The organism is Bacillus sp. FSL M8-0350 (assembly GCF_038593345.1).
In the GTDB taxonomy this organism is placed as follows: domain Bacteria; phylum Bacillota; class Bacilli; order Bacillales; family Bacillaceae; genus Bacillus; species Bacillus safensis.
Genome location: NZ_CP151985.1, coordinates 110,599 through 136,069, shown reverse-complemented (window position 1 = coordinate 136,069; position 25,471 = coordinate 110,599). Strand labels below are relative to the sequence as shown.

General features: G+C 41.9%; 25 protein-coding genes and 2 other annotated features. All 25 genes read right to left on the bottom strand.

What is annotated here, in order from left to right:
• Positions 1-79: 79 nt before the first annotated feature.
• A complete protein-coding gene (gene fusA, locus NSS80_RS00715) occupies positions 80-2,158 on the bottom strand; it encodes an elongation factor G (protein ID WP_024425594.1) in 2,079 nt (692 codons plus the stop codon).
• A 54-nt stretch (positions 2,159-2,212) separates the two neighbouring features.
• Positions 2,213-2,683 (bottom strand): 30S ribosomal protein S7, encoded by a 471-nt coding sequence (rpsG, locus tag NSS80_RS00710; protein WP_003216884.1) that lies wholly within the window; start codon positions 2,681-2,683, stop codon positions 2,213-2,215.
• Positions 2,684-2,804: 121 nt separating this feature from the next.
• Positions 2,805-3,224, bottom strand: a complete 420-nt coding sequence (rpsL, locus tag NSS80_RS00705; protein ID WP_003216962.1) for a 30S ribosomal protein S12 — start codon at positions 3,222-3,224, stop codon at positions 2,805-2,807.
• A gap of 113 nt (positions 3,225-3,337) precedes the next feature.
• A complete protein-coding gene (locus tag NSS80_RS00700) occupies positions 3,338-3,586 on the bottom strand; it encodes a 50S ribosomal protein L7ae-like protein (protein WP_024425593.1) in 249 nt (82 codons plus the stop codon).
• A 145-nt stretch (positions 3,587-3,731) separates the two neighbouring features.
• Positions 3,732-7,331, bottom strand: a complete 3,600-nt coding sequence (rpoC, locus tag NSS80_RS00695; protein ID WP_041115160.1) for a DNA-directed RNA polymerase subunit beta' — start codon at positions 7,329-7,331, stop codon at positions 3,732-3,734.
• 61 nt (positions 7,332-7,392) lie between these two features.
• Positions 7,393-10,974, bottom strand: a complete 3,582-nt coding sequence (gene rpoB / locus NSS80_RS00690; protein ID WP_024425866.1) for a DNA-directed RNA polymerase subunit beta — start codon at positions 10,972-10,974, stop codon at positions 7,393-7,395.
• A 255-nt stretch (positions 10,975-11,229) separates the two neighbouring features.
• The gene (locus NSS80_RS00685; protein ID WP_034283897.1) at positions 11,230-11,835 is read right to left on the bottom strand and encodes a class I SAM-dependent methyltransferase; all 606 of its coding nucleotides are present in this window, start codon (positions 11,833-11,835) and stop codon (positions 11,230-11,232) included.
• A gap of 96 nt (positions 11,836-11,931) precedes the next feature.
• Positions 11,932-12,297: a 50S ribosomal protein L7/L12 gene (gene rplL, locus NSS80_RS00680; RefSeq protein ID WP_008345418.1), complete on the bottom strand. Its 366-nt coding sequence runs from the start codon at positions 12,295-12,297 to the stop codon at positions 11,932-11,934.
• A 48-nt stretch (positions 12,298-12,345) separates the two neighbouring features.
• Positions 12,346-12,846, bottom strand: coding sequence for a 50S ribosomal protein L10 (rplJ, locus tag NSS80_RS00675; RefSeq protein ID WP_024425590.1), 501 nt, complete (start codon positions 12,844-12,846; stop codon positions 12,346-12,348).
• Between the two features lie 69 nt (positions 12,847-12,915).
• Positions 12,916-13,056, bottom strand: a sequence feature (ribosomal protein L10 leader region).
• 49 nt (positions 13,057-13,105) lie between these two features.
• Positions 13,106-13,804 (bottom strand): 50S ribosomal protein L1, encoded by a 699-nt coding sequence (rplA, locus tag NSS80_RS00670; protein WP_017359164.1) that lies wholly within the window; start codon positions 13,802-13,804, stop codon positions 13,106-13,108.
• Positions 13,805-13,903: 99 nt separating this feature from the next.
• A complete protein-coding gene (rplK, locus tag NSS80_RS00665; RefSeq protein ID WP_003216956.1) occupies positions 13,904-14,329 on the bottom strand; it encodes a 50S ribosomal protein L11 in 426 nt (141 codons plus the stop codon).
• 171 nt (positions 14,330-14,500) lie between these two features.
• Complete coding sequence (nusG, locus tag NSS80_RS00660) at positions 14,501-15,034, bottom strand: transcription termination/antitermination protein NusG (RefSeq protein ID WP_003217197.1); 534 nt, start codon at positions 15,032-15,034, stop codon at positions 14,501-14,503.
• Between the two features lie 171 nt (positions 15,035-15,205).
• The gene (gene secE / locus NSS80_RS00655; RefSeq protein WP_008345422.1) at positions 15,206-15,382 is read right to left on the bottom strand and encodes a preprotein translocase subunit SecE; all 177 of its coding nucleotides are present in this window, start codon (positions 15,380-15,382) and stop codon (positions 15,206-15,208) included.
• A 34-nt stretch (positions 15,383-15,416) separates the two neighbouring features.
• Positions 15,417-15,566, bottom strand: coding sequence for a 50S ribosomal protein L33 (rpmG, locus tag NSS80_RS00650; RefSeq protein ID WP_008356502.1), 150 nt, complete (start codon positions 15,564-15,566; stop codon positions 15,417-15,419).
• Between the two features lie 76 nt (positions 15,567-15,642).
• On the bottom strand, positions 15,643-16,299 hold the full coding sequence (gene sigH / locus NSS80_RS00645; RefSeq protein ID WP_008345424.1) for an RNA polymerase sporulation sigma factor SigH: 657 nt from the start codon (positions 16,297-16,299) through the stop codon (positions 15,643-15,645).
• A gap of 63 nt (positions 16,300-16,362) precedes the next feature.
• Complete coding sequence (rae1, locus tag NSS80_RS00640; RefSeq protein WP_024425589.1) at positions 16,363-16,875, bottom strand: ribosome-dependent mRNA decay endonuclease Rae1/YacP; 513 nt, start codon at positions 16,873-16,875, stop codon at positions 16,363-16,365.
• Between the two features lie 2 nt (positions 16,876-16,877).
• Positions 16,878-17,627: a 23S rRNA (guanosine(2251)-2'-O)-methyltransferase RlmB gene (gene rlmB / locus NSS80_RS00635; protein ID WP_024425588.1), complete on the bottom strand. Its 750-nt coding sequence runs from the start codon at positions 17,625-17,627 to the stop codon at positions 16,878-16,880.
• The gene (locus tag NSS80_RS00630) at positions 17,611-18,042 is read right to left on the bottom strand and encodes a Mini-ribonuclease 3 (protein WP_024425587.1); all 432 of its coding nucleotides are present in this window, start codon (positions 18,040-18,042) and stop codon (positions 17,611-17,613) included. Before NSS80_RS00630 ends, rlmB begins: the two co-directional genes overlap by 17 nt.
• 3 nt (positions 18,043-18,045) lie before the next feature.
• Positions 18,046-19,446: a cysteine--tRNA ligase gene (gene cysS, locus NSS80_RS00625; RefSeq protein WP_024425865.1), complete on the bottom strand. Its 1,401-nt coding sequence runs from the start codon at positions 19,444-19,446 to the stop codon at positions 18,046-18,048.
• On the bottom strand, positions 19,443-20,096 hold the full coding sequence (gene cysE, locus NSS80_RS00620; protein WP_024425585.1) for a serine O-acetyltransferase: 654 nt from the start codon (positions 20,094-20,096) through the stop codon (positions 19,443-19,445). The genes cysS and cysE overlap by 4 nt, the downstream gene beginning before the upstream one ends.
• A gap of 82 nt (positions 20,097-20,178) precedes the next feature.
• Positions 20,179-20,409: a binding site (T-box leader), on the bottom strand.
• The gene (gene gltX, locus NSS80_RS00615) at positions 20,409-21,860 is read right to left on the bottom strand and encodes a glutamate--tRNA ligase (RefSeq protein ID WP_025092232.1); all 1,452 of its coding nucleotides are present in this window, start codon (positions 21,858-21,860) and stop codon (positions 20,409-20,411) included. It overlaps the preceding feature by 1 nt.
• A 94-nt stretch (positions 21,861-21,954) precedes the next feature.
• The gene (gene ispF, locus NSS80_RS00610; RefSeq protein WP_003216928.1) at positions 21,955-22,431 is read right to left on the bottom strand and encodes a 2-C-methyl-D-erythritol 2,4-cyclodiphosphate synthase; all 477 of its coding nucleotides are present in this window, start codon (positions 22,429-22,431) and stop codon (positions 21,955-21,957) included.
• Positions 22,432-22,434: 3 nt separating this feature from the next.
• Complete coding sequence (gene ispD, locus NSS80_RS00605; RefSeq protein ID WP_024425583.1) at positions 22,435-23,124, bottom strand: 2-C-methyl-D-erythritol 4-phosphate cytidylyltransferase; 690 nt, start codon at positions 23,122-23,124, stop codon at positions 22,435-22,437.
• Positions 23,125-23,137: 13 nt separating this feature from the next.
• Positions 23,138-24,238, bottom strand: a complete 1,101-nt coding sequence (locus tag NSS80_RS00600) for a PIN/TRAM domain-containing protein (protein ID WP_024425582.1) — start codon at positions 24,236-24,238, stop codon at positions 23,138-23,140.
• Between the two features lie 153 nt (positions 24,239-24,391).
• Positions 24,392-25,471, bottom strand: a complete 1,080-nt coding sequence (gene disA, locus NSS80_RS00595; protein ID WP_024425581.1) for a DNA integrity scanning diadenylate cyclase DisA — start codon at positions 25,469-25,471, stop codon at positions 24,392-24,394.

Sequence of the window (25,471 nt, the reverse complement as noted above, 5' to 3'; positions counted from 1 at the left end):
GAGTGATAGAAAGTGAAGAGTTACCTCTCACTTTCTGATCTTCAATAGTAGTTATACTTTAGTTTAAAGGCAAAATCAATTATTCACCTTTATTTTTTTTGATGATTTCTTCACTGATGCTCTTAGGCACTTCTTCGTAGTGATCCATGTGCATAGTGAAAGTACCGCGTCCTTGTGTGTTAGAACGGAGTGCAGTAGCATATCCGAACATTTCAGAAAGTGGAACCATAGCGCGAACAACTTGAGCGTTACCGCGAGCTTCCATACCTTCTACACGTCCACGACGAGATGTGATATCACCCATGATGTCTCCCATGTATTCTTCAGGGATAACAACTTCCACTTTCATCATTGGCTCAAGTAGAACTGGGTTACATTTGCTGACAGCATTTTTCAATGCCATAGATGCAGCAATTTTGAACGCCATTTCGTTAGAGTCAACATCGTGGTAAGATCCATCAAATAATTTTGCTTTGATGTCGATTAATGGGAATCCAGCTAATACACCATTTTCAAGTGAATCTTCAAGACCTGCTTGAATTGCTGGGATGTATTCACGTGGAACAACCCCACCGACGATTGCATTTTCAAATTCGAATCCTGCGCCTTCTTCGTTTGGTTCGAATTCAATCCAAACGTGTCCGAACTGACCGCGTCCACCAGACTGACGTACGAATTTACCTTCAACTTTTGCACCAGAACGGAATGTTTCACGGTACGCAACTTGAGGAGCACCTACGTTAGCTTCAACCTTGAACTCACGCTTCATACGGTCAACAATGATATCAAGGTGAAGCTCACCCATACCAGAGATGATCGTTTGACCAGTTTCAGGGTTTGTTTGTGTACGGAATGTTGGATCCTCTTCAGCTAGTTTAGCTAAAGCGATACTCATTTTATCTTGGTCAGCCTTAGATTTAGGCTCGATAGCTACATCGATAACTGGCTCTGGGAATTCCATAGACTCAAGGATAACAAGATTTTTCTCGTCACAAAGAGTATCACCAGTAGATGTATCTTTAAGACCTACAGCTGCTGCGATATCCCCTGCATATACAGTAGAGATTTCTTCACGGCTGTTTGCGTGCATTTGAAGGATACGTCCAACACGTTCACGCTTGTTCTTAGAAGAGTTCTTCACGTATGAACCAGAATCAAGTGTTCCAGAGTATACGCGGAAGAAAGTTAGTTTCCCAACATAAGGGTCAGTCATAACTTTAAATGCAAGAGCTGCGAATGGTGCGTCATCAGTAGACTCACGAACAACCTCTTCATTTGAATCTGGCAGGATACCTTTAATTGCAGCAACATCAGTTGGTGCAGGAAGGTAGTCAAGCACAGCGTCAAGTACAAGCTGAACACCTTTGTTTTTGAAAGCAGATCCAACAAGAACTGGGTAGAATTCAACATTCAATGTTCCTTTACGGATTGCAGCTTTCAATTCAGGAATTGTGATTTCTTCACCCTCAAGGTATTTTTCCATAAGCTCTTCATCAAGCTCAGCAACAGCTTCAATTAGGCTGCTGCGAAGCTCTTCAGCTTTGTCTTTATACTCAGCAGGGATTTCTTTAGCATCAGAGCGAGTTCCAAGGTCATCTTCGTAGAAGTATGCTACGTTTTCTACAAGGTCGATGATTCCTTCGAATTGATCTTCAGCGCCGATCGGCAATTGAATTGCATGAGCGTTCGCTTGAAGACGATCTCTTAATGTGCTTACAGAGTAAAGGAAGTCCGCACCTGTTTTATCCATTTTGTTAACGAATACGATACGAGGTACTCCGTAAGTTGTTGCTTGGCGCCAAACTGTTTCAGTTTGTGGCTCTACACCTGATTGTGCATCAAGAACAGCAACCGCACCATCAAGTACACGTAAAGAACGTTCAACTTCAACAGTGAAGTCTACGTGTCCTGGTGTATCGATGATGTTTACACGGTAACCCTTCCATTGTGCTGTAGTAGCAGCAGAAGTGATTGTAATACCACGTTCTTGCTCCTGCTCCATCCAGTCCATTTGTGAAGCTCCTTCGTGAGTTTCACCAATTTTATGGATACGACCAGTGTAGTACAAGATACGCTCAGTCGTTGTCGTTTTACCGGCATCGATGTGAGCCATGATACCAATATTACGAGTTTTGTCTAAGGAGAACTCTCTTGCCATTGGGTAATTTCTCCTTCCTCATTAGGGAATAGTTTTTTTAGTTTGGTATAAATCCTACCAGCGGTAGTGAGCGAATGCTTTGTTCGCTTCTGCCATTTTGTGTGTATCTTCACGTTTCTTAACAGCAGCACCAGTGTTGTTAGCTGCGTCAAGGATTTCGTTAGCAAGACGCTCTTCCATCGTTTTTTCTCCACGAAGACGAGCATAGTTTACTAACCAGCGAAGACCTAAAGTAGTACGACGGTCTGGGCGAACTTCTACAGGAACTTGGTAGTTAGCTCCACCTACACGACGTGCTTTAACTTCAAGAACTGGCATGATGTTTTTCAAGGCTTGTTCGAAAACCTCCATCGCTTCATTACCAGTACGTTCTTTGATGATATCAAATGACTTGTAGAGGATTGTTTGTGACTTTCCTCTTTTACCGTCGATCATCATTTTGTTGATCAAACGAGATACAAGTTTAGAATTGTAAATTGGATCTGGCAATACGTCTCTTTTTGCTACAGGACCTTTACGTGGCATCTGAATAGCCTCCCTTCTCTTTTAAAAGGATTTCTATCTGTCTCTCATCTCAATATCATTGTCAGCTGCCTGACTCCACTGATCTGATATCAACTTCTAAAAACCCTTATGTTTGTTTGTATTATTTGCTTTGTTTAGGGCGTTTTGTTCCGTATTTAGAACGTCCTTGCATACGACCGTCAACTCCGGCAGTATCAAGCGCACCACGAACGATGTGGTAACGTACACCCGGTAAGTCTTTTACACGTCCGCCACGGATAAGTACTACACTGTGCTCTTGTAGGTTATGTCCGATACCAGGAATGTAAGCTGTTACCTCAATCAGGTTAGACAAACGTACACGAGCATATTTACGTAGTGCTGAGTTTGGTTTTTTCGGTGTCATTGTACCGACACGAGTACAAACCCCGCGCTTCTGTGGAGATGTTACGTTAGTGTGCTCTTTTTTGAAACTGTTGTATCCTTTGTTAAGTGCAGGTGACTTTGAGTTTTCAACTTTACTCACGCGTCCTTTGCGTATTAGCTGATTAATTGTAGGCATGTTGTTATTCCTCCCTTCATTACTTTTTTTATAACCCACATACCCAGGTGGTTCATCAAAAGGCAAAAAACAATGCTTTTGCATTTTATACATGCAAAAACAAAACAAGTACGCTATAACATAATGGCAACAGCTGCTGCCCCAACTTCAATTCCGCAGGCCTTGCCGAGCTTTTTCATGGAATCTACCACTAAGATGTCTACACCCTTCTCTTGCGCTAGTTTCAATACACTAGCGGTTAAAGCAGGATCAGCATCTTTCGCTACGACGACTTCCTTAACTGAATCTCGTTTCAGAGCTTTTACTGTTTGCTTCGTACCAATAATAATGGATTGAGCCTGTGATACTTTATCATAAGACATCGAATATCCTCCAAAGTAACAGGTTTTATTTTGAGCACCTTGGTTATATTATCATCATGGCAGAAGGATGTCAATATCGTATGACAGATTATCTTGACATCCTTCACCATTTTTTGATGATTTTATAGGAATCTCACGAGAAAGATTACTCTACAGGAACCATGTCGTCAGACGGCTGCACTTGCGAAACCGGCTTAACTTTACGGTAGTTTGGCATTCCCGTTCCAGCAGGAACAAGTTTACCGATGATCACATTCTCTTTCAAGCCAAGCAGTTCATCACGTTTTCCTTTGATCGCCGCATCTGTTAGGACACGAGTCGTTTCTTGGAAGGATGCCGCAGACAAGAATGAGTCTGTTTCAAGTGAAGCTTTTGTAATACCAAGAAGAACTGGACGGCCTGTTGCAGGACGTTTGCCTTCGAATAGTACTTTTTTGTTCGCTTCAGTGAATTGATGTACATCAAGAAGTGTGCCTGGTAATACATCTGTATCCCCTGCATCAGCGACACGCACTTTACGAAGCATTTGGCGAACCATTACCTCTACGTGCTTATCTCCGATTTCTACCCCTTGCATACGGTATACTTTTTGCACTTCATGAAGCAGATATTCTTGAACAGCTGTCATGTCAGTCACTTTAAGAAGTTCTTTCGGATCGATCGAACCTTCTGTAAGTACTTGACCACGAGTAACTGTGTCACCTTCAACAACTTTCAGACGTGCATTGTAAGGAGCTGTGTAAGAACGAGTTTCAACTTCGCCTTGAACCACAATTTCCTGCTGCTTGTCACGAACATCGTTAATTTCAGCAACGACACCATCAATTTCAGAAATTGTCGCTTGCCCTTTCGGATTACGCGCTTCAAATAGCTCTTGGATACGAGGTAGACCTTGTGTGATATCGTCTCCTGCTACCCCACCGGTGTGGAACGTACGCATTGTAAGCTGTGTTCCTGGCTCACCGATTGATTGTGCAGCGATGATTCCAACTGCTTCACCGACTTCAACGTCAGTACCAGTTGCAAGGTTACGGCCGTAGCATCGTTTACATACACCATGAGGCGTGTTACATGTAAATGCAGAACGGATCCATACTTCCTCAATTCCTGCTTCAACTACTTCAAGTGCTTTATCTTCATCAATTAGTTCGTTTTCGGCTACGATGACTTCGCCTGTTTCAGGATGAACAATTGGTTTTCTTGCAAAACGCCCGATCAGACGTTCTTCAAGTTTCTCAATAATTTCATTTCCTTCTTTAATGGACTTCGCCAAGATTCCACGGTCTGTACCGCAATCTGTTTCACGGATGATGACATCCTGTGCAACGTCAACGAGACGACGCGTGAGGTAACCTGAGTCAGCTGTTTTAAGGGCTGTATCGGCAAGACCTTTACGCGCACCGTGAGTGGAAATAAAGTATTCCAATACGGTTAAACCTTCACGGAAACTAGATTTAATCGGAAGTTCAATGATACGTCCAGCCGGGTTGGCCATCAGACCACGCATACCAGCCAGCTGAGTGAAGTTAGATGCGTTACCACGCGCTCCAGAGTCACTCATCATGTAGATTGGGTTGACTTCATCAAGGGACTTCATCAGTTTACCTTGGATGACATCTTTAGAAGAACTCCAGATTGAAATAACTCTCTCATAACGCTCTTCTTCAGTAATCAAACCACGTCTGAATTGCTTCATGACGTTATCTACTTTTGCTTGTGCTTCTTCAAGGATCTTCTGCTTATCATCTAGTACGACGATATCAGACACACCAACCGTAATACCGGCTTTAGTAGAGTATCTGAAACCAAGATTTTTCATGCGGTCAAGCATTTTAGATGTCTCAGTGATATGGAATCTCTTAAAGATTTCCGCAATGATTTTCCCTAAAATACCTTTTTTGAACGGCGCATTGATTTCTTGTTTCTCGATCGCAGCTTTTACATCCTCACCTTTTTCAAGGAAGAAACGATCAGGCGTTTTTTCTTCAATATTGCTCTTTGTCGGCTCATTCATGTATGGGAATGATTCCGGTAAGATTTCGTTAAAGATTAGTTTTCCAACTGTTGTAATCAACAATTTAGAACGCTGTTCATCAGTGAATGTCACATTCTTCAACGAGCTAGCTGCAACAGCTACACGTGTATGAAGATGCACATAACCATTTTGATAAGCTAGAAGGGCTTCGTCAGTGTCTTTGAAGACCATACCTTCTCCGATAGCACCTTTGCGCTCAAGTGTAAGGTAGTAGTTACCGAGCACCATATCCTGAGATGGCGTAACAACTGGTTTTCCATCTTTCGGGTTCAAAATGTTTTGAGCAGCAAGCATTAAGATACGAGCTTCAGCTTGAGCTTCAGCAGATAATGGTACGTGAACCGCCATTTGGTCACCGTCAAAGTCAGCGTTGTAGGCTGTACATACAAGTGGATGAAGACGAATTGCGCGTCCTTCCACAAGTGTAGGTTCAAACGCTTGAATACCAAGTCTGTGAAGAGTCGGTGCACGGTTTAGTAAGACTGGATGCTCACGAATAACTGATTCTAAAACATCCCATACTTCCGGCTGCACGCGCTCAATTTTACGCTTCGCACTCTTGATGTTGTGAGCTAATCCTTTTTCAACAAGCTCCTTCATCACGAATGGTTTGAATAATTCAAGAGCCATTTCTTTCGGAAGTCCACACTGATACATTTTCAAATGTGGTCCTACGACGATAACGGAACGTCCAGAATAGTCAACACGTTTACCAAGCAAGTTTTGACGGAAACGTCCTTGTTTCCCTTTCAGCATGTGAGAAAGAGATTTCAAGGGTCGATTTCCTGGTCCTGTTACTGGTCGACCTCTACGTCCATTATCAATCAAGGCATCGACAGCTTCTTGAAGCATACGCTTCTCGTTCTGAACGATGATGCTTGGCGCTCCAAGATCTAATAAACGCTTCAGACGATTGTTACGGTTGATGACACGACGATAAAGGTCGTTCAAGTCAGAAGTAGCAAAACGTCCACCATCAAGCTGAACCATTGGACGTAATTCTGGTGGAATAACCGGAAGTACATCAAGAATCATCCAAGATGGTTTGTTTCCTGAGTTACGGAAGGCTTCTAATACTTCAAGGCGTTTGATCGCACGTGTACGTCGCTGTCCCTGAGCAGTTTTCAGCTCTTCCTTCAGTGTATCTACTTCTTTTACAAGATCGATATCTTGAAGAAGTTTGTTGATTGCTTCTGCACCCATAGCTGCTTGGAATGTATTACCGTATTTATCTAAATAAGCACGGAATTCTTTCTCAGAAAGAAGTTGTTTCTTCTCAAGCGGTGTGTTGCCCGGATCTGTCACGACGTAAGAAGCGAAGTAGATCACTTCTTCTAACGCACGTGGTGACATATCAAGAACAAGACCCATACGGCTTGGGATACCTTTGAAATACCAAATGTGGGAAACTGGGGCAGCCAGTTCGATATGCCCCATTCTCTCACGACGGACTTTTGCCCGTGTTACTTCTACACCACAACGGTCACATACAACACCCTTATACCGAACGCGTTTATACTTCCCACAATGACATTCCCAGTCTTTTTGCGGTCCGAAGATACGTTCACAAAAGAGACCATCTTTTTCAGGTTTCAGTGTACGATAGTTAATCGTTTCAGGCTTTTTCACTTCACCAAAAGACCAAGAACGGATTTTATCAGGTGATGCGAGACCGATGTTCATATACTCAAAATTGTTCACATCTAGCAAGGGGCCTACCTCCCTTTTAATCTTCGGGTTATACCCTAGTCACTTGCTCTAATCGTTTCTGCTATTCTTTTGTGACTGCGTCACGTTCAAGATCGACAGGTGCGAGGTCTGCAGCATCTTCGTCATTAGATAACGCTAATCCGTCTGCTTTCTTCGTTTCCTCATCGTCTTCTAAATCTCTCATTTCTATCTCTTCTTCATCGCCAGATAGGATTTTCACATCCATACCTAAACTTTGAAGTTCTTTGATTAACACTTTGAATGATTCAGGGACACCTGGTTCAGGTACGTTATCCCCTTTGACGATGGCTTCGTATGTTTTCACACGACCCACAACGTCATCTGATTTAACTGTTAAGATCTCTTGAAGTGTATATGCTGCACCGTAAGCTTCAAGTGCCCATACTTCCATCTCTCCGAAACGCTGACCACCAAACTGTGCTTTACCGCCAAGTGGCTGCTGCGTAACAAGTGAGTATGGTCCAGTTGAACGAGCGTGAAGTTTATCGTCAACCATGTGAGCCAGTTTGATCATGTACATGATTCCGACAGATACACGGTTGTCGAATGGTTCACCAGTTCGACCGTCATAAAGGACTGTTTTCGCATCACGGGACATACCTGCTTCTTCAAGCGTTTCCCAAACATCTTCCTCGCGCGCACCATCAAATACTGGTGACGCAATGTGGATGCCAAGGTAACGTGCAGCCATACCCATATGAAGCTCAAGTACCTGACCGATGTTCATACGAGATGGTACCCCTAGAGGGTTCAACATGATATCGATCGGTGTTCCGTCTGGAAGATAAGGCATATCTTCTTCTGGAAGGATTTTAGAGATAACCCCTTTGTTACCATGTCGTCCGGCCATTTTGTCACCTTCAGAAATCTTACGTTTCTGAACGATGTATACGCGGACTAATTGGTTTACACCAGGAGGTAATTCATCTCCATCTTCACGGTTGAAGACTTTTACATCGTGGATAATTCCGCCGCCGCCGTGTGGAACACGCAGTGACGTATCACGAACTTCACGAGCCTTTTCACCGAAGATTGCATGTAATAGACGTTCTTCAGCTGTTAGTTCAGTTACACCTTTAGGCGTTACTTTTCCTACAAGAAGGTCTCCATCTTTTACTTCTGCACCAATACGGATGATTCCGCGCTCGTCAAGGTTGCGTAAAGCATCTTCCCCAACGTTTGGAATATCACGAGTGATTTCTTCTGGTCCAAGCTTTGTATCACGAGCTTCTGATTCATATTCTTCAATATGAATAGACGTGTAGACGTCATCTTTTACAAGGCGCTCACTCATGATGATCGCATCCTCGTAGTTGTAACCGTCCCAAGTCATGAAGCCGACCATAACGTTACGTCCTAGAGCCAATTCACCTTTTTCCATAGAAGGACCGTCTGCAAGGATTTCCCCTTTAACGACTTCATCTCCAACACTTACGATAGGGCGCTGGTTGTAGCAAGTCCCTTGGTTAGAGCGGACAAATTTCAGCAGGCTGTATTTGTCTAGGTTTCCTTTGACTTGTTGTCCGTCAACGTCTTCATAACGGCGAACCCAAATATTTTTTGCTTCTACACGTTCTACAACACCTGGATAGCGGCAGATGACAGCAGCACCAGAGTCTTTACCTGATACGTACTCCATCCCTGTACCAACAATTGGTGATTCCGGCTGCATCAAAGGCACAGCCTGACGCTGCATGTTTGCTCCCATTAGAGCACGGTTAGAGTCATCGTTTTCTAAGAATGGGATACATGCTGTCGCTGCAGAAACAACCTGCTTTGGCGAAACGTCCATGTAGTCAACGCGGTTTCGAGGAACAACGGTGTTTTCCCCTCTGAAACGAGCAATGATATTATCATCGATAAACGAACCATCATCAGCTAACTGAGCGTTCGCTTGTGCTACTACGTAGTTATCCTCTTCATCAGCAGTTAAGTAATCGATTCTCGGTGTCACTTTACCAGTTTCAGGATCAACCCGGCGGTAAGGTGTTTCGATAAATCCGAAGCGATTCACTTTTGCAAATGAAGATAGAGAGTTGATCAAACCAATGTTTGGACCCTCTGGTGTTTCAATCGGACACATACGTCCATAGTGAGAGTAGTGAACGTCACGAACTTCCATTCCTGCACGCTCACGTGTCAAACCACCCGGTCCAAGCGCTGACAGACGACGTTTGTGCGTCAATTCAGCAAGCGGGTTTGTTTGATCCATGAACTGAGAAAGCTGAGAACTACCAAAGAACTCTTTGATAGAAGCGATCACAGGACGAATGTTGATCAGCTGCTGAGGTGTGATCGTGTTTGTGTCTTGAATCGACATTCTTTCACGAACAACACGCTCCATTCTGCTTAAACCAATACGGAATTGGTTTTGCAGAAGTTCACCTACAGAACGCAGACGACGGTTACCAAGGTGGTCGATATCATCTGTGTCACCTACACCATGAAGAAGGTTGAAGAAGTAACTGATTGATGCAATGATGTCAGAAGGCGTGATGTTTTTCACAGCTTCCTCTACATATGCATTTCCAATCACGTTGATCACTTGCTCGCCTTCTTGATCAGTCGGTGCATAAATCTTAATAGATTGAAGTTCTACTTCATCTTCTACTACGCCACCATTAGGATAAAGCTTTCTAAATCCGATGCCGTTTTCTAAGTATGGAAGAACTTTATCAAGAACTCTTCTGTCTAAAATTTGACCTTTTTCTGCTAGAATTTCACCTGTTTCAGGATCAACTAACGTTTCAGCCAATTTTTGATTGAACAGTCTATTTTTAATATGAAGCTTCTTATTAATCTTGTAGCGTCCAACATTTGCTAGGTCATATCTCTTCGGATCGAAGAAGCGAGAGTCTAGCAAGCTTTTCGCATTTTCAACAGTTGGCGGCTCTCCAGGACGGAGGCGCTCGTAGATTTCGAGAAGTGCTTTATCTGCATTCTCTGTATTGTCTTTTTCCAGCGTGTTGCGTAAGTATTCATTCTCGCCAATGAGGTCAAGAATCTCTTGATCAGAGCTGAAGCCGAGAGCACGCAAAAGAACCGTAACCGGCAACTTACGTGTGCGATCGATGCGTACATAGACTACATCCTTCGCATCAGTTTCGTATTCTAACCATGCGCCACGGTTTGGAATGACAGTCGCAGTAAAACCTTTTTTACCGTTTTTGTCTACTTTACCACTGAAATATACACTTGGAGAACGCACTAACTGAGAAACGATTACACGTTCCGCACCATTAATGATAAAAGTACCTGTGTCTGTCATGATTGGGAAATCACCCATAAACACATCTTGGTCTTTTACTTCTCCAGTTTCTTTGTTAATTAAACGAACTTTTACTCTTAGTGGAGCAGAGTAAGTTACATCACGTTCTTTTGATTCTGCTACAGGATACTTAGGATCCCCTAAGCTGTAATCAATGAATTCAAGAGAAAGGTTACCAGTAAAATCCTCAATTGGGGATATATCTTGAAACATCTCTCTAAGACCCTCATCAAGAAACCACTGATAAGAAGAGGTTTGAATTTCAATGAGATTTGGTAATTCTAACACTTCGCTTATGCGTGCGTAGCTTCTGCGCTGGCGGTGTCGTCCATACTGAACTAGTTGACCTGTCAACTGATTCACCCCTCAAATCATGCGTATTATATGTGTAAAAAGTATTTCTGTCTTTCAAATGTCAGTAAAGAAATACTTTTACAAGACAAAAGAAAAAAGGGTTTCTAAAATAAGAAAACCACATCCAAAAACAAATACCGATTTTATTAGTTTTCCCAAGTATGCATAATTTATACAAAATAGTTGTTTTTTAAGCCTATCAAGCAAAATATACACATTGGCATTTTATAATGTTAACACAGCTAGGAAACTGCGTCAAACTTTTTTAGCTTTGATGATATAGTAGCCCTTTTTTTTCAGCACAACCTCGACTTCTTCAAAGAGCTGCTCTAATTTTTCAATCGCAGATGGTCCACCTTGCTTTTTCTGAATAACCACCCACAACTCACCTTCCGGCAATAAATGATCAGCACTTTTTTCAAAGATCGCATGTACAACTTTCTTCCCTGCCCGTATTGGGGGATTGGTCAGTATAGAGGCAAAAGCAGCTGAGGAATGAACATTCGAGAACAAATCACTTTGATAGATGCGAACATTATCAATGCGATTATGTTTAGCGTTTTCCTTTGAAAGTTCGACTGCTCTTTCGTTCACATCAATCATATGAATGGTACGGCTAGTCATTTCGTTTGCTAACGATAAGCCGATCGGTCCATAACCGCAACCGACATCTAAGACATCGCCATCCAAGTCAGGTTCTTCGAAAGCTTCAATTAAAAGCCTTGAACCAAAGTCGACTTCTTTCTTAGAAAACACTCCACTGTCACTTGTAAAAGTAAAGGTACGGTTTCTCAAGGTGAAGTCCCATGTCTGTTTATTGCTTTTCACTGATGGCTTTTCCGTATAATAGTGGTCACTCATGGTGAATGGACCTCCTCTGGATTCAATCGTTTCAGGAGATTAGAAAAGAAAAAGCCCGCCAGTAAAAGCGAGCTTTCCCAAAAGATTAGGCGAAGATTACTTAACTTCTACAGAAGCGCCAACTTCTTCAAGCTTAGCTTTAAGTTCTTCAGCTTCTTCTTTAGCAATACCTTCTTTAAGTGGTTTTGGAGTGTTGTCAACAAGTTCTTTAGCTTCTTTCAAGCCAAGACCAGTGATTTCACGAACCACTTTGATAACTTTGATTTTTTGGTCTCCAGCACCAGCAAGTACTAGATCAAAATCAGTTTTTTCTTCAGCAGCAGCACCGCCACCAGCAGCTACAGCTACAGGAGCAGCAGCAGTTACGCCGAATTCTTCTTCGATTGCTTTTACTAAGTCGTTTAACTCAAGTACAGTTGCTTCTTTAACTGAAGCAATGATTTCTTCGATATTTAAAGCCATTTGTAATTCCTCCATTTTAAGTTTTTTTACGTAAACGTAAAGTACGCATTAAGCGCCTTGTTCTTCTTTTTGATCTGCAACTGCTTTAGTAGCAAGAGCAAGATTACGAACTGGAGCTTGAAGAACGCTAAGCAACATAGATAGTAAGCCTTCGCGAGACGGAAGTTCCGCAAGAGCCTTCACTTCTTCTACAGTCGCTACGTTTCCTTCGATGACACCAGCTTTGATTTCTAAAGCTTCGTGGCTTTTCGCAAATTCGTTGATGATTTTCGCAGGTGCGATAACATCTTCGTTACTGAATGCGATAGCGTTTGGACCTGTTAAGAAATCGTTTAAACCCGTTAGTTCAACTTGCTCAACTGCACGGCGAGTCAAAGTGTTTTTGTAAACTTTGAATTCTACGCCAGCTTCACGAAGCTGTTTACGAAGTTCAGTCACTTCAGAAACAGAAAGACCGCGGTAGTCTACAATGACAGTAGACATACTATCTTTAAATTTAGAAGTAATTTCATCAACGACAACTTTTTTAGTATCGATTGCATTGCTCATGGTTACACCTCCTGTACATTCTTTGTGTAACACTTATACCGATCAGGCCATCACGTTCCTAACGAACGGTTCTCCATATAAAAAGCCTCCATTAAGACATGGAGGCTGTATATACAAGCATACGTTAACGTAAGACTGTGACATATACACCTCGGCGGGTTATTTAAGCCATAAGGCCCCTGCTGTCTACGGTATAAATGGACATTATTCTATTTTACAACATTTTGATATTATCAAAATGGTTGTCATAAGTCAAGAATTATTTTGCAGAGAAAGAAGATGGATCCACTTTCACGCCAGGGCCCATAGTAGATGTAACAGAAACGTTTTTCACGTATACACCTTTAGCCGCTGCAGGTTTTGCTTTAAGGATTGTGTCATAGATTGTTGCAAAGTTCTCAACAAGCTTTTCGTCCTCGAAAGAAACCTTTCCGATTGGCGCGTGGATATTACCAGCTTTATCAACGCGGTATTCTACTTTACCAGCTTTGATTTCATTGATTGCTTTTTCAACTTCGAACGTTACAGTTCCTGTTTTAGGGTTTGGCATAAGACCTTTTGGTCCAAGTACACGACCGATCTTACCAACTTCACCCATCATGTCAGGTGTCGCAACGATTACATCGAATTCGAACCAGCCTTGTTGGATTTTAGTGATGTAATCAGAATCTCCAACGTAGTCTGCTCCAGCAGCTTCTGCTTCTTTTGCTTTTTCGCCTTTAGCGAACACAAGAACGCGTTGAGTTTTACCAGTTCCGTTAGGAAGTACAACTGCACCGCGGATTTGTTGATCGTTTTTACGAGGGTCTACGCCCAAACGAAAAGCAACTTCTACAGTCGCATCAAATTTAGCTGTATTTGCTTTTTTTGTAAGAGAAACAGCTTCAGCTACATCATACGCTTTAGTACGATCGATCAGCTTAGCAGCTTCTACATACTTTTTACCTTTTTTAGCCATTATAAAAATCCTCCTTATGTGGTTTTAGCGGAATAACCTCCCACGAATAAGGGTTGCGAACTTGTCAAAACCAAACTCGCAACCCAACAAGACAAAAAATTAATCTTCGATGACAATACCCATACTGCGTGCAGTACCTTCAACCATGCGCATAGCTGATTCAACGCTAGCAGCGTTTAAGTCAGGCATTTTTGTTTCCGCGATTTCGCGTACTTTATCACGCTTAACAGTTGCCACTTTATTACGGTTAGGTTCACCAGAACCAGACTCAATACCAGCTGCTTTTTTAAGTAAAACTGCAGCAGGTGGAGTTTTAGTAATAAATGTAAATGAACGGTCTTCAAAAACCGAAATTTCAACAGGAATGATAAGACCAGCTTGGTCAGCTGTACGAGCGTTAAACTCCTTACAGAATCCCATGATATTAACACCGGCTTGACCTAGTGCAGGTCCAACTGGTGGAGCTGGGTTAGCTTTTCCAGCAGGAATTTGCAATTTAACAACTTTAACTACTTTTTTAGCCACGAGACACACCTCCTTAAAGTCCGTGATGTGGTAATAGGGGAATCCCCCTCCCACTCAACAACTTCATTCTTTATATGAATGACGAAATAACTAGCTAGCGATCTTGAGTGAACTCAAGACGTACCTTTGCTATATTACCACTTCTATACACTCATTTCAAGCTCTTTTAAATTACAATTTATCGATCTGCGTGAACTCAAGTTCAACAGGTGTTTCTCTACCAAACATATTAACGAATACTTTGACTTTGCTTTTATCGTAGTCAATTTCTTCAATAGAGCCAGTGAAGTTAGCAAATGGTCCATCGATGACCTTAACTGTTTCTTTCAGTTCAAAGTCGATTTCTGTTTTGCGTTCTTCAAGACCCATTCTCTTCAGAATGGTTTCGGCTTCGCCTGGCAGCAGCGCAGTCGGCTTTGATCCTGAACCAGCTGATCCAACGAATCCAGTGACACCTGGTGTATTACGAACAACATACCAAGAGTCGTCAGTCATCACGATTTCCACTAGGACATAGCCAGGGAATACTTTCTTTTTGACAACTTTTTTCTTACCATTTTTAATATCCGTTTCTTCTTCTTCTGGTACGACGACGCGGAAGATTTTATCCTGCATGCCCATTGATTCAACACGCTTTTCCAAATTCGCTTTTACTTTGTTTTCATAGCCAGAGTACGTATGCACAACATACCAATTCTTTTCCATTTTCGTTCAGGACTATTTAGTCCTTCCCTCCCCACATTTCATAATGTCTATTTGACGAATCTCGAGTAACGGTAAATATTTTCAAGCAATTGAAAAAACCCGTAAAACGGGTTTTTTGGCAAGTCATATTATGATCTATTATAGCACGTTCAGCAGACCATTATTCAAGTATTAATGAATTAATTCGATTAATTGTGAGATTCCTATATCAAGAAAAGAGAAAAAGATGGCAAAGAATACGACTGTTAAAATAACAGTGATTGTGTAGCGGACCATTTCGTTCTTCTTTGGCCAGCTGACCTTTTTCATTTCTTTTCCGACACTTTTTAAGAAACTGATAATACGCATGTAAAAGACCTCCACAGATTAAAGAACGCAAATCTTACTTCGTTTCTAAATGTGTTTTATGTGAATTACAAGTCTTGCAATATTTCTTAACTTCTAATCTTTCAGCTGCTGAAGCAACACTTTTCATTGTCGTATAATTGCGGCTTCCGCAGTCTTTACAGGCTAGAGTAATCTTTTTCCTCATATTTACACCTATTTTCTCGACATCATTTCATTAGTACCTTATCACAGTGTCGAAAAAGCTGTCAATATAGGTTTGATTAGAGACTAATCTCGCGAAGCTCTAAATATTTCTCTAATTTTCTCTTTACTCTTTGGAGTGCGTTATCAATTGATTTCACATGACGGTTTAAATCTTCCGAAATCTCTTGATAGGATCTGCCATCAAGATACAGCACAAGTACCTTTCTTTCCAGCTCGCTTAGCAGTTCACCCATCTTCATTTCGATATCATCAAATTCTTCTTTGCTAATGATTAAGTCTTCTGGGTTAAGCGCTTTAGCACCGGAAATGACATCTAATAATGTTCTGTCCGATTCTTCATCGTAGATCGGCTTGTCTAATGATACATAGGAATTTAACGGGATATGTTTTTGGCGAGTAGCTGTTTTAATTGCGGTGATAATTTGGCGGGTAATACATAATTCTGCAAAAGCCTTAAATGAAGTAAGCTTGTCCTCTCTGAAATCGCGGATAGACTTATAAAGTCCGATCATCCCCTCTTGGACAATGTCCTCTCGATCCGCTCCTATCAAGAAATAAGATCTTGCTTTCGCACGTACAAAATTGCGGTATTTCGTTATTAAATAATCTAGCGCATCACTATCTCCGACATGAACCCTTTCAATGACTTGTTCATCTTCCAACTGGCAAAATTGCTCTCTGATGGACTTACCCTTGCTGTTGTTTAGATTCACTTCGATCCCCCCGACCGCACCTAGATAGAAATATTATACATTAATGGTTGAAATATCGTCAAGCTATTCCAGATTCCCGCGCCGCCATTTTTCAAACGTTTTCAATACATCTTCTGACAATTCAATCTTAGATGCTGGTTTATCAGAAGTAATCTTTTTGACCCTCGTTTCAATCTTTCGTTCTATCACTTCAATCTCTCTTAAAAGCTCACGAGCCGACTTCCGAAGAGCTCCTTGTCCAAAAATAGCCCATTGTTCCGTAAAATCTGAGGTTGCCACATGAATTTGCGTCCGGATATTATTCAAATCCTGCGCCAGCTTTTCAATCCGCTCATCCGCCGTTTCATTCTCTCTCGTAAAGATGACCTCTACTCGGTGGTTAGTCCGCTTTTTTTCAATTCCTTTGACCATATGGGCATCGAATACGACAATGACTCGATACCCTGTGTATGCTTGATATTCTGCTAAATGTTGAATCAGCACGTCTCTGGCTTCTTCAAAGCTGTTTTCCTTTAAGTGCTGCAGCTGAGGCCATGCACCTATCATGTTGTATCCATCGACTAAGAGGATATCCATCTCTATTCTCCTAACGGATAACGTTTTCGATACACTTCATACATCAATAGACCAGCCGCAACTGATGCGTTTAACGAAGTAACCTTCCCGGCCATAGGCAGTTTAATCAGAAAATCACACTTTTCTTTAATCAATCGGCCAATTCCTTTTCCTTCACTGCCAATCACAAGAGCCAGCGGCATTGTGCCATCAAATTGTCTGTAATCCTGTTTAGCAGACGCATCTGTTCCCGCAACCCAGATTCCTCTTTCTTTCATTTCATCAAGGGCTCTTGAAAGATTGGTCACTTTTGCAACAGGAATATGCTCAATTGCTCCAGTGGATGCCTTAGCAACTGTTGTTGTTAGACCGACCGCTCTCCTTTTCGGAATGACAATCCCATGTGCACCTACAGCATCTGCCGTACGCATAATAGATCCTAAATTATGCGGGTCTTCAATTTCATCTAAAATCAGAAAGAAAGGCTGTTCATTCCGCTTTTCAGCGATTTGATACAGATCGTCCAATTCTGCATATTCATATGCTGCTACTTGTGCAACGATTCCCTGGTGCTGACCTGTAACCATTTGATCAAGCTTTTTCCTCGGAACATACTGAATGGTGATATTTTGCTTTTTAGCGAGTTCAATGACCTGCTGGGCTTGTCCTTTTACAGTGTTTTCCGCCATCCAGAGCTTGTATAACTCCCGATCTGACTTCAGTGTTTCAATCACTGCATTTTTCCCAATGACATAATCATGTTGCTGACTCATTTGTCTTCCTCCCTGACGTTCCGATTTCAATCGCCTGACCAATCAGCTCTTCTAAGCGTTCGTCCTGCTTTTCGATAAATAAATACCCCATGAGCGCTTCAAACGCTGTACTATAACGATACGTTTGAACGTCTGTGTTTTTAGGCACTGTGCCTGATTTTGCGTTTCTTCCTCTTTTCAGCACCGCTTCTTCTGCTTCAGTGAAAAAGCCTTGCTGCTGAAGCGTAAATAAAATAGCAGCCTGTGATTTAGCTGAAACAATTTTGCTTGCTCGTTTGTGCAGCTCATTTGGTTTTGTCGCCCCCGTTTGGAGGAGGTGATGCCTCACATACACTTCAAAAATGGCATCACCCATATAAGCCAGCGCAAGTCCGTTCAGCTGTTTACCGTCTTTCAGCTTTTCAAAATTCAACATTGCCTATTCTCCTCTTTTCCAACGAGTACCTTGAGGAGTGTCCTCCAACACAATATTCATGTTCTTTAATTGATCACGAATTTGATCAGATAGGGCAAAGTCACGATTTCTTCTAGCTTCATTGCGTTTTTCAATTAACGCTTCTACCTCTTCGTCAAGCGTGTGCTTTTCTTCTAATGAGAAGCCGAGAACAGACGTAATTTCTTGGAACAAGCCGATAAATGCCTTGATCACTTCCTCCGAAGTATGATCATTTTCCATATAATAATTCGCCTGTTTCGCTAATTCGAATAAAACAGAGATCGCATTTGCCGTATTGAAGTCATCATTCATTTCAGAAATAAATGTCGCACGCTGCTCTTCAATTTTTTCCAGCCATTCAGCATTGTCTTCCGTGATATTCGTACTGCTCTCAAGACGGTGATGTAAATTCGCATACGATGTCTTGAGTCGGTTAAACGCACTCTTTGTACTTTCTAATAAATCCATTGAGTAGTTAATTGGGTGGCGATAGTGAACCGACAACATAAAGAAGCGGAGCACATCAGGATCTTGTTCTTTCACAATGTCATGCACGAGCACAAAGTTGCCAAGTGATTTTGACATTTTTTCATTATCAATATTAATATACCCGTTATGCATCCAATATTTCGCAAAAGGCTTCCCTGTCAAAGCCTCAGATTGGGCAATTTCATTCTCATGGTGAGGGAATGTTAAATCCTGTCCGCCAGCATGAATGTCGATCGTATCACCTAAATATTTTTTGACCATTGCCGAGCATTCGATGTGCCAGCCTGGGCGTCCTTTGCCCCACGGGCTATCCCAAGAGATTTCCTGATCCTTTGCAGCCTTCCAAAGGGCAAAGTCCAGCGCATCTCGTTTCTTTTCACCTACACGAATACGAGCACCCGTCTTCAGTTCATCAATTGATTGGTGAGAAAGCTTTCCATAACCTTCAAATGAGCGTGTGCTGTAATACACGTCACCATCTGCTTCATAGGCGTAGCCTTTTTCAATCAATGTCGCAATAAACGCAATGATATCATCCATGTTTTCCGTCACTCGCGGGTGAAGGTCTGCTTTTTTGCAGCCGAGCGCACTGACGTCTTCAAAGTAGGCTTGGATAAAACGATCAGCAATTGTCGGCACATCTTCTCCGAGTTCATTGGCTGCCTTGATGAGTTTATCATCCACATCTGTAAAGTTTGATACAAAGTTCACATCGTAACCGCTGTATTCTAAATACTTACGTACAGTGTCATAAACAATAGCAGGTCTAGCATTCCCGATATGAATGTAGTTATAAACGGTTGGTCCGCACACATACATCTTGACCTTTCCTGGCTCAAGCGGGACAAATTCTTCCTTCTTACGTGTCAATGTATTATAAATATTGATTGTCATGATTGTTCTTCCTTTCTGCTCAATGAAGCCAGCTCACCTTTTAGCTTTTCCATTTCTCGTTCCAATTCTTTAAAACGATCGGAAACTGGATCTGGCAAATCTTGATGGTTGAGATCACGATTGATTTTCTTTCCATTTTGAACGACCACTCGCCCAGGTATACCTACAACAGTGGAATGGTCTGGGACGTCTTTTAACACGACCGACCCTGCACCAATCTTGGACCCTTTTCCAACCGTGATAGAACCAAGCACCTTGGCACCTGTCGCAATGAGGGCATCATCTAAAATGGTCGGATGCCGCTTTCCCTTTTCTTTCCCTGTTCCCCCTAATGTCACGCCTTGGAAAACAGTGACGTTGTCTCCAATTTCACATGTTTCCCCGATCACGACGCCCATGCCGTGATCAATGAAGAACCGCCTGCCAATGGTTGCCGCCGGATGAATTTCCACCCCTGTGAAAAAGCGGCTGACCTGAGAAATGATCCGCGCAATAAAATACAGCTTCCGCTTATAAAATGCGTGCGCAATACGGTGAGCCCAAATCGCATGAAGCCCTGAATAGGTTAGCACTACTTCAATATAGCTTCTAGCAGCAGGATCTTGATCAAACACAGTATCAATATCTTCTTTCAGCATTTTGAAAAACACATGCTCCCCCCGTTCTTCCCCATGAATCTCTCTTAGGACTTGCTCTCTTTTTTTGGACAAATAAAAAACGCCTCTGCCAAATGACAGAGACGTTTTGAAAACGCGGTTCCACTCTGTTTAGAAAGCTACTTATCTTTCAGCCTTCTCAACTTAATCCCATAACGGAGGGTACCGCCCTTGCATACTAACGTACGTGTTCCTCAAGGGTCTTGAGGGTGCATTTCCAATGTCTGCCCATAAGTCTCTTTCAGCCGGTGGAGACTCTTTCTGTGATGGACGAGTACATTGTACTTCTCCCTCGCAACGATTTCCTTATATTTGTTTAATGCGGTTTAATACCGTTTCTTTACCTAGTAATTCAATACTTTGCGGAAGTTCTGGACCATGCGTTTGTCCTGTGACAGCCACGCGAATCGGCATGAATAGTTTCTTGCCTTTATGCCCTGTTTCTTTTTGTACCGCTTTAATGGCAGCCTTGATTTCATCAGGTGTGAAAGACTCAAGCTGTTCAAGCTGACCTGCAAAAGATGCCATCACTTCTGGTACTTGCTCCTCTGCTAGAACTTCCTTTGCCTCTTGATTATACTCAATTTGCTCCTTAAAGAACAACTCTGTTAACTCAACAATTTCTGCTCCGTAGCTTAATTGTTCGTGATACAGAGAAATAAGCTTGCGTACCCACGTGTTTTCTTCTTCAGTCAGCTGCTCACTTACCTTGCCTGCTTTTTGAAGATGCGGAAGTGTTAGTGCCACAACCTGATCAAGATCAAGTGCTTTTACGTATTGGTTGTTCACCCATTTTAGTTTATGCATATCGAATAGAGCTGGTGACTTAGAAAGTCGGTTTACATCGAAAATGTCGATGAATTGCTCTTTTGTAAACAGTTCTTCTTCGCCTACTGGAGACCATCCAAGTAATGCAATGAAGTTAAACAGGGCTTCAGGTAAATAGCCTAAATTCTTATATTGCTCGATGAATTGAATAATTGATTCATCACGTTTACTTAATTTCTTGCGGTTCTCGTTCACAATCAACGTCATATGTCCGAATAGCGGAACATCCCAGCCAAATGCATGAAAAATCATGATTTGTTTAGGGGTATTTGAAATATGATCTTCTCCGCGAAGAACGTGAGTCATTTTCATCAAATGATCATCCACGGCTACGGCAAAGTTATAAGTTGGCGTGCCATCTTTTTTCACAATAACAAAGTCACCAATGCCGTCTGTTTCAAATGAAATTTCACCTTTGACCATGTCGTCAAATTTGATGATTTCTCCTTTTGGCACTCGGAAGCGGATGCTTGGCTCTCTTCCTTCAGCAATCAGTTTGTCCTCTTCTTCTTTTGATAAATGACTGCATTTACCAGAATATCGAGGCATTTCACTGCGGGCGATTTGTGCTTCACGCTCGGCCTCTAGCTCTTCTGCCGTACAATAGCACTTATACGCCAAGTCCTTCTCTAACAGCTCGTCATAATATTTTTTGTAAATATCATTACGCTCTGATTGTCTATAAGGACCGTAACCGCCATCTTTATCAATGCTCTCATCCCAATCAATACCGAGCCATTGCAGGTGGCGAAGCTGGCTTTCCTCCCCGCCTTCTACATTACGCTTTTGGTCCGTATCCTCGATTCGAATAATAAATTTGCCGCCTTGGCTGCGTGCGAACAAATAGTTGAAAAGAGCCGTTCTAGCATTCCCAATATGTAAATGACCAGTTGGACTCGGTGCATAACGAACACGCACTTCATTTCCCATGAGTTTAACTTCCTTTCATCTGCATCATGTTGTCTGACACCAATTTTTTATAAACGTATTTTATCATCAAAACCTATTCTCATCAAAATGGATTTTACTTTTTCTGAAGAAGCACTGTTGCCTGAGAGGCAATTCCTTCTCCTCTTCCTGTAAATCCGAGTTTCTCTGTCGTTGTTGCTTTGACATTCACCTGTGTGACATCGGCCTCAAGCGCTTCTGCAATTTTCTCACACATTGGTTGAATGTAAGGTGCCATTTTAGGCTTTTGCGCCATGATGGTGCAGTCAATATTCACAAGTGTGTAGCCCTTTTCTTTCACAAGTGCCCACACATGCTGCAATAATTTAAAAGAATCTGCATCCTTAAACTCAGGATCTGTGTCTGGGAAATGTCTGCCGATATCTCCTTCAGCAATCGCACCCAGGCATGCATCTGCCACTGTGTGAAGCAGTACGTCAGCGTCTGAATGACCTAGCAGTCCCTTTTCATAAGGGATGGTGACCCCGCCGATAATTAGAGGTCTTCCCTCTGTTAATTGATGTACATCAAAACCTTGTCCTATTCTCAACATGATCTAGTACCCTCTTTCCGCATCCATAATTGCCTTGGCAACCAATAAATCATCCGGTGTTGTCAGCTTAATATTGGTATAGTCTCCTTGGACAATATACACATTCTCACCTTGTAATTGTTCAACAAGACTGGCGTCGTCTGTTCCAAGGAAGCCTGTCCGCTCCGCATATTCATGCGCCTCTTTTAAAATAGAATGACGAAAAGCTTGTGGGGTCTGGACTGCCCACAAGCTCTGACGTTCAATGGTTTGTTCCACTTTGCCTTCTTGAACGCGTTTGATTGTGTCTTTCACTGGTACCGCTACAACTGCGGAGCCTTTTTCAATCGCCGCTTTAACGAGCAAGTCAATCTGTGTATGCTTAATAAAAGGCCTTGCCCCATCATGAACAAGCACGATGTCCGCATCTTTCACAGCCTTTAATCCTTCGTATACACTTTGCTGACGTTCTTCACCGCCAGTGACAAGTGAAACAGGCGTTTGAAAAGCGTGTACCTTGAGTAGCCTTTCAAAGTCTTGACGCTCCTCTTCATTGATCGCTAGGATCATTCGTTTGCATTGCGCATGAGCGTCAAACACCTTTAGTGTATGAATGATGACCGGCATTCTTTTCAGCTCAATAAAAAGCTTATTGCGGCCGGCCTTCATTCGTTTCCCCTGCCCCGCAGCCGGAATAACTACTTCATAATACATGTTCGTTCTCCCTTTAGAGCGCCTTCTCCAGAAGTTTTGGCTTCGCAAAAATCATTCTTCCAGCAGCAGTCTGCAGCACACTTGTGACGAGCACGTCAATGTCTTTTCCAATGTAATTGCGTCCTTCCTCGACCACAATCATCGTCCCGTCATCTAAGTAAGCAACACCTTGGTTATGCTCTTTCCCATCTTTGATGACCTGTACCTTCATTTCTTCCCCAGGCAGTACAACCGGTTTAACGGCATTGGCTAGATCATTGATGTTTAACACTGCTACTTTTTGAAGTTCGCATACTTTATTTAAATTAAAATCATTGGTCACAACAACACCTGAAGTTAATTTCGCCAGCTTCACAAGCTTGCTATCAACCTCTTGAATGTCTTCGAAGTCACCTTCGTAAATTTCAACTTTGATATCCAATTCTTTTTGAATACGATTTAAAATATCAAGACCTCTTCGGCCTCTATTTCTCTTTAATACATCTGAAGAGTCTGCAATATGCTGTAATTCCTCGAGTACAAATTGAGGAATGACCATGACACCTTCTAAGAATCCAGTTTGGCAAATATCTGCGATTCTTCCATCAATGATAACACTTGTGTCTAAAATTTTCAGCTTTTTATCTTCTATTTCAGGTTCATCATCAGCTGCTCCTTTTTTCTTTGTGACCTTTGCAGATCGGGAGAACAGCCCTATCATTTCATCCTTCTTCTTAAAGCCTACCTGAAACCCAAGGTATCCTAAAAAGAAAGCCAGGAAAATCGGAATAATGGTACCAAAAATATGATATGGGATATTGTTTAGCGGGATCACGTTTACAATAAGATATGCTAGAATAAGTCCAAATACTAATCCGAAACTTCCAGATATAAGATCAGGAAGAGGCGCCTTCAATAGAGAATCCTCGATCCATTTCACCCAATTTACCACATAACCTGTGCACCATTTACCAATGATGAAGAACACAACGGCTCCTATTAGTGCTGAAGAGTAAGCATTTGTTATGAAAGGTATGTCCTTTACATTTAAAAGCAGAAATAACTCTGGAATGATAAAAATCCCCACAACTGCACCCAAAATGATAAAAAACGCCTGAACGATTCTTTTTAACATACCTTCACCTCCTTTATTTTTCATCTGTCAATCCACCTTCATCTGACATTGATATATGTTTAAGTTTCCTATCATGAGCAACAGAAAACAAAACCATCATTAATATACCCATATTCATCCATTTTTAACCGTAGTAGAGGAAAATTTCTCTTCTTAAAGCTGACGGTCGATATAATGTTTTTCTTGTAACCTTTTTAAACCTTTTTTTATCTTTTTCGCTCTTACTTCTCCAATTCCTTCTACTTCATCCAATTCTTGTACATCTGCTTCCATAATTCGATCTAGCACACCGAATGCTTCAACCACATTTTCGACGATTGGCATTGGCAGTCTAGGGATTTTATGGAGCAATCTGTATCCTCTTGTGTACACATATTCGTCAATATTTGTAGAAGCGGGATATCCAAGTAACTTGTACAGAATGGAATCATCTAAAAGCTCAAAGCTCGACATATCTTGAAGTTGTTTAAGCAGCACATACGGATCTTTAATCTTTTCTTTCACGTAATCTTTAATAAATAAAGCCGCTTCCTGCTCCATATCTGTAATCAATTCATTGACCTGCAGACGGATCAAGTGTCCCTCTGTTCCAAGCTCTTTGATATACATATTGATTTCATTTTTGATTCTGAGTACCATTTCGTAGCGGTGCAGCACGGATAATACATCCCCAAAGGTCACAAGCTCTTCGAATTCTAGGGCGCTTAACGCAGAAATGGCGTGATCTAAAATCGTTTTATATTTCTCAAGTGTTTGAATGGCTTGATTAGCCTTTGTTAAAATAAAGCCAATATCTTTCAGCGTATAACGACGATTCCCTTGGTATAAGGTAATGACGTTCCTCCGTTCAGAAATAGCAATAATTAAGCAGCCTGTCTGCTTTGCTACACGTTCAGCCGTCCGGTGCCTCATGCCTGTTTCCGATGAATGAATGGTTGCATCTGGCATCAGCTGTGTATTCGCATACAAGATTTTTTGACCAGAATCGCTAAGAATAATGGCTCCATCCATCTTCGCCAATTCATATAAATGTGCTGGGGAGAAGGCTGAATTAATGTGAAATCCTCCATCTACCACACTCTTTACTTTGTCATTATAACCAACAACAATGAGCCCGCCAGTATTGGCTCTCAGGACGTTTTCAATCCCTGCCCGCAGAGGTGTTCCTGGTGCCACAAACTGTACAATATCTAAGAGATCGAGTTCTCTCGCTCCTTTTTTCTCTTTTTCCAT